The sequence below is a fragment of the Planococcus sp. MB-3u-03 genome, assembly GCF_002833405.1.
In the GTDB taxonomy this organism is placed as follows: Bacteria; Bacillota; Bacilli; order Bacillales_A; family Planococcaceae; genus Planococcus.
Window position 1 is genome coordinate 1214858 of the sequence record NZ_CP025135.1, and the last position, 12180, is coordinate 1227037.

The following is a 12180-nucleotide window of genomic DNA, read 5'->3' on the forward strand; positions in this document are numbered from 1 at the left end:
TGAGGAAAGGAATAACGGAGGTTAGAGTCCATGAACAGTTCATTTACCATTGTCCAATTGATCATTTCCATCCTGCTTTTTTACGTGATGTTTTTCGGCATCGGCTTCTTGCTGAACATGCTGCTGCGCATGACGTGGCTGATGGCGGTCGTGTATCCGGTTGTCATCCTGCTCGTCATTGACGACGTTGGCGTGTTTGATTATTTTAGAGCCCCAGGCGAGTCCTTTTCGATGCTCGGGGAGACTATCCGCTCGCTAACGGGCAGCGATATTGCCGTACTGACGGCCGGCTTTCTCGGGGCAGTCACTTCTGGAATCGTCATGAAAATATTGCGCAAGATGGGGTATCAAATGTTTTGATGCCGCTTATAGAAAAAGCCGGTCCGCATTTGCGGGCCGGCTTTTTTTCTAGAGCATGCTATAGAAGACAACGGACAGCGCAATTCCTGTCAGCGCCCCCATGAACACTTCACTCGGTTTATGGCCGAGCAGCGTTTTGAGCTCCTCAATTTTCTCTTCCTCTTTTTTCGATGGCCATTTACGGGTTTCTTCCATAAAATTATTCAAATCCTGGCGCAAGCGATTGATTGTCAATGCCTGTTGTCCAGCCTGAAAACGCACCCCTGTCGCGTCATACATGGTGATCACCGCAAACAAGGCGGACACCGCGAATACCGTGGATGAAATGCCTGCCTCATAAGCGACCGCGGTCGTTAGGGATGTCACCGCAGCAGAATGAGAACTCGGCATTCCGCCAGTCGATGTGAAAAGCCCCCAATTCAATTCCCGGGTGACCGCATATTGAATGGGAATTTTAACGAATTGGGCGAAAAAAATCGCGAACAACGCAATCATTAATGGCGTATTGGATAAGAGTTCCATTTGGCAAGCAGCCCCTTCCACTTAAATTCCGTACAGAAAGTATACCATATGCCTGTGGTAACACGCGCTTTGTCAAGCTATTCCGGAAGCCGAAATAATGTTACACTAAATATGCAGTTAAAAGGAGGATACGTATGGAAATCAATGTATTGAAATCCACAGAACAGAACGAAGCAGAAATTCTAATCGTCGGCTTGAGCCGCCATCCCGAAAATGCGGATGGCTGGAAAGGCTTGGAGAAGCGCTTTGACGGACGCCTTGCTGATTGGGTCAAAGGCGGCTTGTCATTCGATTCGAACTCCCTGAGCATTTATCCTACTTTAAAAGGCGATATCCCGCGTGTGTTGTTTGTCGGGATCGGCGACCGCAAAAAATTGTCGGAAGATGATTTGCGCCGTTCGTTCGGCATAGCAGGAAAGCAGTTGGTCAAAGAAAAAATTCGCCATGCCGCCATCTATACGGCTTCTTTCGAAAATGGGGAAGTGACCGGCGAACAAGTCGCGCATCTAGCGGCTGAAGGCATCCAAATGGGCGCTTACCGCTTTGCTGATTATAAAACCAATTCCAATGAAGTGGATCACCGTGTGGAATCGCTGAGCTTTCTGACAGAACAGTCAGCAGATGCCATCCGCCAGGCAGCTTTCGTCGGCACAGTCCATGCGGAAGCAGTCAATGAAGCAAGAACGCTCGTCAATATGCCCGCGAATATCCTGACGCCAACAGCAATGGCTGAATATGCACAAGAGCTTAGCGAAGCTTACGGATTTGAAACGGATATCCTCGGTCGCAGCGAAATCGAAGAGCTCGGCATGGGCGCGCTGCTTGCAGTCAACCAAGGCTCTGTCGAAGAACCGCGTCTCATCGTCATGAAATACAAAGCGACAGACAGTTTTGAAGCTCCGCTTGCACTCGTCGGAAAAGGCATCACTTTTGACACCGGCGGTTATTCCCTCAAGCCGAAAGACGGCATCGTCGGCATGAAAGGGGATATGGGCGGAGCTGCGGCTGTGCTTGGTGCAATGCGTGTCATCGGAGAGCTGAAGCCGGATAAGGACGTAGTAGCTGTCATTGCCTCCACTGACAATATGGTGTCAGGCAATGCCTTCAAACCGGATGATGTCATCACGTCGATGAGCGGCAAGACCATCGAAATCCTCAATACCGATGCAGAAGGGCGTTTGGTATTGGCGGATGCTGTCACGTACGCCAAACAGCTCGGCGCAAGCCAAGTGGTGGATGTGGCGACTTTGACAGGCGGCGTCATCGTCGCACTCGGCAAAGACAAAACAGGCGCGTTGACGAACGATGGCGCGTTTTACGAAAAGTTGCTTGACGTCTCGAAGAAAACGGGTGAGTTCATCTGGCAATTGCCGCTCACTGAAAGCGACAAAAAGCGGCTGCGCAAAAGCGATGTCGCAGACTTGAACAATTCACCGGGACGCGACGGCCATATGATTTTCGGTGGCGGCTTTGTCGGCGAGTTCGTCGGCGACACACCGTGGATCCATTTGGATATCGCCGGAACCTCACACGCTGATGCGGCGCATGATTTGGGCCCTGCTGGAGGCACTGGCGCCATGGTAAGAACACTGGCGTTATTTGTGGAGAAGTTGGGTAACAAGGAATAAAAAAACTGCAGCCAAATCGGCTGCAGTTTTTTTATTCGTTTTCCAGTTCTTCCTGCTGGTTGTTTTTGCGTTTTCCAATTGCTGGGCCCATATCGTCGCGCACAGTTTCTTCCGCGACTTTGATACCTGTCATATAAGCGGCGCGGCCGATCAAATGACCAGCGACGGGCTGCGTGATGAACAGGAAGGCGATGGCAATGACCATCTGCGTATTGAAGATGCCTTCATTAAACCAAAAATGGACGAAGGTGCCGAGCAGGATCGATAACACACCGAGTGTCGAGCTCTTAGAGGCTGCGTGTGTCCGTGTGTAGACATCCGGGAGCCTGATGAGCCCGAGGGCGGTGGCGGCGCTAAACAGGACGCCAGTGCTGATTAAAAGGATGATTAGGATATCAACGAGGATCTCGATCGAAAATCTCCCCTCTCTCCAGGAATTTCGCAAAGGCGGCCGTTCCGATAAAGGACAGGATGCTCATCAGCAAAACGACCTCCAGGAAAAATTCCGTCTCAATGATCAATGACAATAAAGCGACGATCGACACGAGCGTCACACCGATCGCATCAAGTGCGACGACGCGGTCTGCAACCGTCGGGCCTTTGACGAGGCGGAATAGAAGGCCAGCAAAAGAAAAACTGACAATCATCAAAGCGATCCAATAAAACATGATCATGACCGGCTCACCTCCAGTATAGCCCGTTCAAATGTGTTCTTGATGGATGACACGGCCGAATCGATGTCTTCAAAATCCAAGGCATGGATATACAGGCGTTTTTGGTCTTCGGAAATGCCGATGACCAAAGTGCCTGGCGTTAATGTAATGAGCGCTGAAAGCAAAGTTATTTGCCAGTCGTCGCTGAGTTCCGTTTCCATTTCAAAAATGGCCGGTTTGATGTTCATTTTCGGGCGGATGACGATGGAAAGGACCTGGATGCTCGACATGAAAAGTTCACGAAGGAACAACAGGAAAAGTGAGATCAACGCCCAGACGCGAAGAATGTACAACCGTTTTGAGAAAAACCGGCGCATCAGGACGATGATGCCGAGGCCGATCAAAAAGCCGATGACGAATCCGGAAGGAGTGAACGACACGGTCATGAACATCCAGACGAGCGCCAGGAAGAAATTCAATAGAACTTGTAAAGACATATTGACCTACTCCTTTAATACCGCATCAATATAGAGCGATGGATTCAGCAGCACTTCACCTGCGTCCGAAATGAACGGCATGAAGAGTTCCGCACCGGCGCCGAGGAATACAGTCAAGGCGACGAGTATAGCTGTCGGGACGAACATCGACAGATAATGTTTCCGGTCGATCGTGGCAATTTTAACCGGCTCGCCCCAGAATGCATAGATGAAGATCCGGACAACGCTCAACAACACGAGCAAGCTAGTCGCCAGGATCACGAGGCTGCCCCAGAAATGAGTGCCTTCAAAGCCGCCTTGGACGATCAGCAATTTGCCGGGGAATCCACTGAGCGGTGGGATTCCGGCAAGGCCGAATGCCGCAACGAGGAAGGTCCAGCCGAAGACTGGGTAGCTCTTGATCAATCCGCCCATCTTGCGCAAATCGCTGGTTCTGAAAATGACGGTCAAGATGCCGACCAGAAGGAACAGCGCCGCTTTGATGAGCATGTCGTGCACCAAGTAGAAAATGGAGCCTTCGACGCCCGCTGCGTTCATTTGCGAAATGCCGAACAAGATGACGCCGACTGCGATGATGATGTTGTAGATGATGATCTTTTTCACATCAAAATAGGCAAGGGCACCGACGCAGCCTGCCAGGATCGTCAAAATTGCGATGATCGCCAGCAGTTCGTGGGTAAATCCGGTATTCATCGTAAAGAACAAGGTATAGGTTCTCATGATGGCGTAGACGCCGACTTTTGTCAGCAATGCGCCGAACAAGGCAAGAATGGCCATTGGCGGTGCAAAATAGGAACCTGGCAGCCAGAAGTAAAGCGGGAAAATCGCCGCTTTGAAACCGAAGACGACCAGGAACAGTACGGCGATGACCGTCAGGATGCCGACTGCTTCGATTTGCGGGATCTTGACAGCCAAGTCGGCCATATTGAGCGTTCCTGTGACAGAGTATAGATAAGCGACTGCGGAAACGAACAAGGCCGATGAAATGATGTTGACGAGCAAATATTTGATTGATTCGCGCAGCTGCGGTTTTTCACCGCCGTGGACGATCAATGCATAGGAAGCCATCAGCAGCACTTCGATAAAGACGAATAAGTTGAAAATATCGCCTGTCGTGAAGGCGCCGTTGACTCCGGTCATCAAGAACAGCACAGCCGGGTAGTAGAACGACTGCTCCCGTTTCACGCCGATCGTCGGGATGCTGTAGAACAGCACGAACAGCGTGACGATGGTGGAGCTTAGCACCAATAGCACCGAGAACATATCGGATACCATGGAAATACCGAACGGGGCAGGCCAGCTGCCGAGCGTCACGGCTTGGACGCCGTCACTGTTAACTTTCGAGAATAGCACAAGCGCCGAAGCGAGTGTCGCGACAACGCCTACAATCGCCACTGCGCGCTGCATGTGCAGCTTTTTTGGGAACAGCATCAAAATGGCGGCAAAAATCAATGGGATGACTACGGGGAACAAGACTAAATTACTCATAATCTTCTGTACCTCTCAATAGCTCCATATTGTCTGTGCCAAGTTCCTGGTAGGCGCGGTAGGCGAGCACCAGGAAGAATGAAGTGACCGCGAACGAAATGACGATCGCTGTCAGGATCAGCGCCTGCGGCAAGGGATCGGCATAATCGCTAACCGATACCCCGTCAGCCACAACAGGCGGCGCAGTGCCGCCTAGGCCGCCCATCGTCAGCAGCAGCAAGTGTGCGCCATGACTCAGGAGGCCTGTGCCGATAATGATGCGGATCAAACTTTTCGATAGCATTAAATATACAGCTGCCATGAACAATAAGCCGATGGCAACCGACATGACTATTTCCATTATTCATCCTCTCCAATCGTTTGAATAATGGTCATCGTTACTCCTACAACAACCAAATAGACGCCTATATCAAATAACAATGCCGAGTGCAGGGACGTTTCGCCGAACAGCGGCAAATCGAAATAATCATAGGCATGCGTGAAGAATGGGACATCAAAAATGACCGAAGCGCTGGCAGTTGCGATGGCAATCAACAAGCCGACAGCAGTCAGCACGACGTAATTAATCGGCAGGATCTTCTTGATGGTCGGGATGTCGAACGCAAGCATCAACAAGACGATGGCACTTGCGGTTAGCAATCCCCCAACAAACCCGCCGCCCGGCGTATAGTGGCCGGCGAAGAAAATATGGACAGCAAACATCAAGATGATGAAGGTCACCACTTTCGTGGCGGTTTGAAGCATGACATCATTTGTTCTCATGCTGACCCTCCTTTTTCGTGAGGCGAAGGCGGATCATCGTAATAATCCCGATGCCCGCAATGCCGAGTACTGCAATCTCGAACAAGGTATCAAACCCGCGGTAATCGACAAGAATGACGTTGACGATATTCCCGCCGCCTGCTTCAGAGTAAACCGTTTCCTTGTAGAACTCGGAAATCGAAGGCAATGCTTTCTGTGAATGGGCGGATAATGCAACCAAGGTCATCGTAACGCCGACGCCAAGTGCAACGAGTGCATTGCCGAAACGGAATTTCATGCGCTCTTCCTTGCGGCTGATCTGTGGCAAATGGTAGAACGCCAGCAAGAACAGGGCGACCGAGATGGTTTCGATGACGAGTTGTGTCAACGCCAAGTCAGGTGCGCGGAAGATGACGAACAACAGCGCCACTGAATAGCCAACAGCCCCAAGTGCGATAATCGCGGTCAAGCGGGACTTGGAACCGAGAATCGTCAAGGTTGCGCCGACCAATGCCAGCAGAATGACGATTTCGTAGACGCCAATTGGCGCCAAATTGCTGAAATCGATCTGGAACGCTTCGTTCAAGAACAATGTCAGCAAAACAATGAAGGTCATGAAGCTGAACATATAGACGAGGTATGAACGGATAAACCCTGTCATATAAATGCGGGAGAAGCGGTTGGCCCCTCCGTCGCTGAGCAGCATCATTTCATCGTAGAGACGGTTCAGTGAAATTGAATCGGGATACAAATCGTATAGGTGCTGCCACTTGCGCAGCGTCCAGAACATCAAGCCGCCGATCGCAAAAATACCAAGCGTCATGAACAATTCGGTATTGAATCCGTGCCACGCTGAAACGTGGATGTCCACATTCTGCGGGGAATCGTAAAGAAACGGCTGGATTGCCGCAACGGCCGGTTTGACGAGCCAGTCGCCGATCAAGTTCGGGATGAAGAAAATCAATACGACAAGCGCGGCAAGGAAGACCGGTGAAATAAGCATGCCGATCGGTGCTTCATGCGCTTGTTTCGGCAATTGGTCCGGCTGATGTTTGCCGGCAAATGTATGGAACACAAAATACAAGCTATAGATGAACGTGAAGACCGAGCCGATCCAAGCGATGATCGGGAACAAGACCCACCAGACGTCCATCGAGAACATATTGAATTCCTGCAGCGACAGCATCGCCGTCAAGAACATTTCTTTACTGAGGAAGCCGTTGAAAGGCGGGAGGCCAGCCATCGACAAGGAGCCAATCAATGCGACCGTGAAACTGACCGGCATCAAACTCATCAAACCGCCGAGTTTCCGGATGTCGCGCGTCCCTGTTTCATGGTCGACAATGCCCGCGATCATGAACAGGCTTCCTTTGAAGGTTGCGTGGTTGATCAAATGGAAGATCGCTGCGAACGCTGCATATTTGAGATAACTATCGGCAGCGCCTTCCACGTGATAAGCGGCTGCAGCGACACCGAGCAAGGACATGATCAGCCCGAGCTGGGACACAGTCGAGAAGGCCAGGATCCCTTTCAGGTCCTTTTGCTTCAAGGCGAAGAATGATGCCCACACCATCGTGAACAACCCAACGCCGGCAACGAGCCACATCCATACTTCAGACAAGGCGAACACAGGGGTCAAGCGGGCGACCAAATAAATGCCGGCTTTAACCATCGTCGCGGAGTGGAGATAGGCACTGACAGGCGTCGGCGCTTCCATCGCATCCGGCAACCAAATGTAGAACGGAAACTGTGCTGATTTCGTAAATGCGCCGAGCAGCACAAGGACCAATGCCCAGATGAAGAAATCATGCTGTGCGAGTTCCGGTGCCTGCGCGATCAATTCGCGGATCGAATACGTGCCGCCCATGATGCTGAGCAACACAAAGCCCCCCAGCATCATCAATCCGCCGAAGACGGTAATCATCATCGACTTCAATGCGCCGAATCTAGAGCGGTCGCGCGTATACCAATAGGCGATCAACAGGAATGAGGAAATCGAAGTCAATTCCCAGAACAAGTACAGCGTAATCAGATGATCCGACTGAACGACGCCAAGCATGGCGCTCATGAAGATCAATAGATATACATAGAAATTATGTAATTGTTCGCGGTGCTTGTCCAAATAGAAAATTGAGTAAAGCACGACGAGCGCGCCGATTCCGGTGATCAGCAAAGTGAACAATAAACTCAACCCATCGAGGTACGCGACAAAGGCGATATCGAGGGAAGGGATCCAGGAAAGTTCAGATACATAAGTGCCACCTTCCATAACTGAAGGAAGGCGGGTGGCGTAGTATAAGAACAGCGCTGCCGGAACCAGCAAAACGAACCAGCCTGTGTGGATCTGGCCGAGTCGTTTGAATAGCAGCGGAATAAACAGCGCTGCAAGGATCGGTATGAAAATCAGAAATACAAGAGACAAAATGAATCCTCCTTCCAAAGTGGTACGTGATGAGTTTCTAATTAAAAGTATAACGCATTCAGAGCGGTTTTGCACCGCACACCCTCGCGGCAAGGAGGAGGAACGTGAAGATTTCTCGCATTTTGTAATAGGAAGAAACTCAGTAATCTGACTATTGCGAATTTAAAAAAGCACAAAAAAAGAACCGGCTGAAGGAAGGTTTCTTCTTTCAACCGGTGCTATTTGGCTGAAGCTAGGAATGTTTTAATTCCTGTTCCAAGAGCACATCCTCGAAATCCTGGTCTGGTTGTTTTTTTGTATACCAGAGGAAAGCGAAGGCGAAGACGAATAATGTGCCGGTTACGATGAAGACGGAGGAAATCCCGATAAATCCGCTGATGATGCCGCCGAACATCGGGCCGACGATGTTGCCGAGAAAACGGAAGCTGGTGTTATAGCCCATCACTTCGCCTTGAATATCGATCGGCGCTTCACGGCGCATCAGGGCAGTCGTTGTCGGAATCATGCCGCCGACCGCTACACCGAAGAACAAGCGCAGAACGATCAGCTGCCAAAGCTCAGTGACGAAAGCTTGCGGGATGATGAACAAGAACGCGAGCAGCAACAGCAAGCCGAGAATCTTCTCATAGCCGACCGAATCCCCGAGCCGTCCCCAGAGCCTAGCAAACAGCAAATTGCCGACGCCCGTCGCGCTGAACGTGACACCTGCGAGAAAGGCCACTTGTGCGGTGCCTTCCGTCAATTCCGCCACATATAAAGACAATAAGGGCTGGATGCTGAAATTGCCGATTTGGATCAAAGCAGTGATGATCATAACATTCAGCAGCAAGCGGTGGTGCAAGATGCCTTGGATCACGGTGCTGCGCGCATAGACATGTGCACCTTTTCGTTTTGGCTTGCGGATTTCTTTCAGCCCGAAAACGACGAACAAGGCGGCGATGCCAATGATGGTGGCGGTGATGAGGAAGGTGTAAGTGAAACCGAACGCATCCGCCATCAAGCCGCCAATCACCGGCCCGAACAAAGTGCCCGACACACTGCCCATTTGAAGCGTGCCGAGCGTCTTGCCGGCGGTCTCCTTGGACGTCTGGGAACTGACGAAAGCAAGTGAAGTCGGGATGAATCCCGTGACGACCCCCATGAACAAGCGGATCATAAACAATCCGAGCACGGAATCGGCCGTCCCCATCAAAAAGATGCTGGTGGCGATTCCGAAGCCGTTGATGATCAATATCGGTTTAAAGCCGTATTTGTCTGCAATGCGCCCCCAAACCGGCGACATGAACAACGCAGCAACGAAGGTCACGCCAAATACCAGCCCTGACCAGCGCTGCACATATTCATCCGAAAAATTGCCGAGTGATTCGATGTACAGCGATAAAAACGGCATAATCATCGTCGTGCTGCCGGCGACCAGGAAATTGGTAAACATGATGATATAGAAATTTCTTTTTGAGTATCCAGTTGGAACCCCTTCTTTCTGAAAACCAAAACTCTTCCTATATTATATAATAGTTCGTTACCCGAAAAAGCAGAATAAATTACCACTGTATTCTGAATTATTCTATGCTAGAATAAAGCGGGGTGAAACGAAATGAAAAAGTTTATGGTCAGTAATGCTCCTGGTCTCTGCAGTTGCGTTGGCAGCTTGCGGCAGCTCGGAGGAACCACAAGAAACAAGCGGCACGGAGCCTGCTTCAACAGAAGAAGTGCAAGGCTATCCGCAGCTTGAACCAGGCATAACGGAAGAAACGCTAGTGGATATGAATACATCCGAAGGCACGATCCGCATCCGGCTATTCCCGGAAATCGCGCCAAAAGCGGTAGAGAATTTCCTTGGACATGCCGAATCCGGTTATTATGAAGGCGTCATTTTCCACCGTGTCATTGAGGATTTCATGTTGCAGACCGGTGACTCAACAGGCACAGGGGGCGGCGGCGAGAGCATTTACGGCGAGCCGTTCGAAGATGAATTCAGCGATCAGCTGTTCAATTTCCGCGGCGCCTTGTCGATGGCAAATGCAGGGCCGGGAACGAACGGCAGCCAATTCTTTATTGTGCAGGCAACAGAAATTGAAGAAGGCAGCGCCTCTGATTATCCAGAGGAAATCACTGCCGCTTACGAAGAAATGGGCGGAACGCCTTGGCTGGACGGGATGCATACCGTCTTTGGCCAGGTCGACGAAGGCATGGATGTCGTCGACAAAATCGCTGCAGTCGAAAAGGGTGATAAAGACAAACCGCTTGAAGACATCGTCATCGAATCGATTGATATCATCGAGCAATAAGAAAAAAGCTATCGCCTCGAGCGATAGCTTTTTGTCTGTTTATGATGAATCATCAACGGAGCGCGCGGACGATCCGGCTGACGCCATCTTCCAAAGTCTGTTGAGGGCACCCGATATTCATGCGCAAGAACCCGCGGCCAGCTTCACCGTATTTTGATCCCGGTTCAAGCGCCACTTTGCCTTTTTCGAGCAGGAGTTGCATTACTTCGTCTTCACTGACACCAAGCGCCCGGTAATCGATCCATAATAAATAAGTCGATTGCGGCTTGCGGATCTTCAAGCCAGGAACTTCGCGTTCGAGCCGTTCCACCGCATAATCGATATGGTGGGCTAACACTTCGAGCAATTCATTCAGCCACGGTTCGCCCTGTTCGTACACGGCTTTCCATGCAACAGGCGCAAATGCATTCAAAGAGCCGGTGCCGTGTGCTTGCATATGCTGTTCCAACCGCATGCGCTTATCGGAATCGGGAGCAACGATCATGGCCGCTTGAATGCCGGCCAGGTTAAACGTTTTTGTCGGGGCGATGCACGTGAAGATGCGGTCATGCTCGCTGCCGGCAACCGACAGTAGAGGGGTATGGCTTTCCCCTGAATGGATCAAGTCGCTATGGATTTCATCCGAAAGAATCAAGACATCATGGCGTGCGCATAACTGGACGATGTTCTCCAATTCATCCGCTGTCCATAATTTGCCGCCAGGGTTATGCGGGTTGCACAGAATGAACAAACGGGCTTTTTCAAGCTTGGCTTCGAAATCTTGCCAATCGATGGTGTACTCGCCGTCTTGCTCTGTCAATTCGGAGTACAGCACCCCGCGCCCGAGATTTGTAGGGATGGAGAAAAATGGCGGGTAAACAGGCGGTGTCACCAGTACGTGATCGCCGGCGTCGGTAAAGACATCGATGATGCTTGCCATGGCCGGGATGACGCCTTGATGAAACAGCATCCAATCCGTTTCGACCGTTAAGCCGTGGCGTTTTTTCAGCCAGTTCGCAGCTGCCGTCTTGCACTCCTCGCATATGTATGAATAACCGAAAATCGGATGTTCCAATCGTTCTCGCAAAGCGTCAGTCACTGGAGGCGGAGCCGGAAAGTCCATATCCGCTACCCACATTGGCAATATGTCGGATGCATCCTGGATCCCGTATATTTTCTCCATCCGCTCCCATTTCACGGAACGGCTTTTCCTGCGGTCATGCACTTGTTCGAACAAATTCAAAGCAATCTCCTCATTTCTTTTGGGTTTCTATGATATTATAGCTGGTAACGATACAGGAATGATAGGTGAAAACGAATGGATACGGTGGACATGGATAAAAGAGCGCTAAGGATCATGGAGGGGTGGGATCCCTTTTCTGTCGGCACGGGCGAATACAAGACAGAAGCGGCCGATGTCATCGACAGGCTGCACGATATCGACCATCCGTCAGATTTAGCGAAAGCGATCCAAGGCATATACGAATCAAGCTTCAAGCAATGGATTCCACTGGAGAAATGCGTAGAAGTCTCCTATAAGCTATTGGCTGTAAAGTATGAAGCGAAACACATCATTTGAAAAAAGCCAAAATAAAAAAGCTC

General features: G+C 50.7%; 14 protein-coding genes. 4 read left to right on the forward strand and 10 right to left on the reverse strand.

The window, feature by feature from the left end:
• The first annotated feature begins 30 nt into the window (after positions 1-30).
• Entirely contained in the window at positions 31-360 is a 330-nt protein-coding gene (locus CW734_RS07310) for a YuiB family protein (RefSeq protein WP_101190015.1), read from the forward strand.
• A 48-nt stretch (positions 361-408) separates the two neighbouring features.
• Here CW734_RS07310 and CW734_RS07315 read toward each other — a convergent pair whose 3' ends face one another.
• Entirely contained in the window at positions 409-882 is a 474-nt protein-coding gene (locus CW734_RS07315; RefSeq protein ID WP_058381190.1) for a divergent PAP2 family protein, read from the reverse strand.
• Between the two features lie 134 nt (positions 883-1016).
• Between CW734_RS07315 and CW734_RS07320 the strand changes: the two genes are divergently transcribed.
• The gene (locus CW734_RS07320) at positions 1017-2510 is read left to right on the forward strand and encodes a leucyl aminopeptidase (protein WP_101190016.1); all 1494 of its coding nucleotides are present in this window, start codon (positions 1017-1019) and stop codon (positions 2508-2510) included.
• Between the two features lie 31 nt (positions 2511-2541).
• Here the strand turns inward: CW734_RS07320 and mnhG are convergent, their stop codons facing one another.
• From mnhG to CW734_RS07360, 8 genes are all read right to left on the reverse strand, one after another.
• Positions 2542-2955 carry a monovalent cation/H(+) antiporter subunit G gene (mnhG, locus tag CW734_RS07325; RefSeq protein ID WP_232787198.1) on the reverse strand — a complete coding sequence of 138 codons (414 nt, stop codon included), beginning with the start codon at positions 2953-2955 and terminating at the stop codon, positions 2542-2544.
• Positions 2906-3184 (reverse strand): Na(+)/H(+) antiporter subunit F1, encoded by a 279-nt coding sequence (locus CW734_RS07330; RefSeq protein ID WP_101190017.1) that lies wholly within the window; start codon positions 3182-3184, stop codon positions 2906-2908. The genes mnhG and CW734_RS07330 overlap by 50 nt, the downstream gene beginning before the upstream one ends.
• Entirely contained in the window at positions 3181-3660 is a 480-nt protein-coding gene (locus tag CW734_RS07335; protein WP_101190018.1) for a Na+/H+ antiporter subunit E, read from the reverse strand. The genes CW734_RS07330 and CW734_RS07335 overlap by 4 nt, the downstream gene beginning before the upstream one ends.
• A gap of 6 nt (positions 3661-3666) precedes the next feature.
• A complete protein-coding gene (locus CW734_RS07340) occupies positions 3667-5148 on the reverse strand; it encodes a Na+/H+ antiporter subunit D (RefSeq protein WP_101190019.1) in 1482 nt (493 codons plus the stop codon).
• On the reverse strand, positions 5141-5488 hold the full coding sequence (locus CW734_RS07345) for a Na(+)/H(+) antiporter subunit C (RefSeq protein WP_068461472.1): 348 nt from the start codon (positions 5486-5488) through the stop codon (positions 5141-5143). Before CW734_RS07345 ends, CW734_RS07340 begins: the two co-directional genes overlap by 8 nt.
• A complete protein-coding gene (locus tag CW734_RS07350; RefSeq protein WP_101190020.1) occupies positions 5488-5910 on the reverse strand; it encodes a Na(+)/H(+) antiporter subunit B in 423 nt (140 codons plus the stop codon). The genes CW734_RS07345 and CW734_RS07350 overlap by 1 nt, the downstream gene beginning before the upstream one ends.
• Complete coding sequence (locus CW734_RS07355) at positions 5897-8311, reverse strand: Na+/H+ antiporter subunit A (RefSeq protein ID WP_101190021.1); 2415 nt, start codon at positions 8309-8311, stop codon at positions 5897-5899. The genes CW734_RS07350 and CW734_RS07355 overlap by 14 nt, the downstream gene beginning before the upstream one ends.
• Before the next feature lie 232 nt (positions 8312-8543).
• The gene (locus CW734_RS07360) at positions 8544-9743 is read right to left on the reverse strand and encodes an MFS transporter (protein ID WP_101190022.1); all 1200 of its coding nucleotides are present in this window, start codon (positions 9741-9743) and stop codon (positions 8544-8546) included.
• A gap of 184 nt (positions 9744-9927) precedes the next feature.
• Here CW734_RS07360 and CW734_RS07365 point away from each other — a divergent pair, with 184 nt between their 5' ends.
• Positions 9928-10599: a peptidylprolyl isomerase gene (locus tag CW734_RS07365; RefSeq protein WP_101190023.1), complete on the forward strand. Its 672-nt coding sequence runs from the start codon at positions 9928-9930 to the stop codon at positions 10597-10599.
• A 52-nt stretch (positions 10600-10651) separates the two neighbouring features.
• Here the strand turns inward: CW734_RS07365 and CW734_RS07370 are convergent, their stop codons facing one another.
• Entirely contained in the window at positions 10652-11821 is a 1170-nt protein-coding gene (locus tag CW734_RS07370; RefSeq protein WP_101190024.1) for a MalY/PatB family protein, read from the reverse strand.
• Positions 11822-11896: 75 nt separating this feature from the next.
• Between CW734_RS07370 and CW734_RS07375 the strand changes: the two genes are divergently transcribed.
• Positions 11897-12157, forward strand: coding sequence for a DUF1871 family protein (locus tag CW734_RS07375; RefSeq protein WP_101190025.1), 261 nt, complete (start codon positions 11897-11899; stop codon positions 12155-12157).
• Positions 12158-12180: the final 23 nt, after the last annotated feature.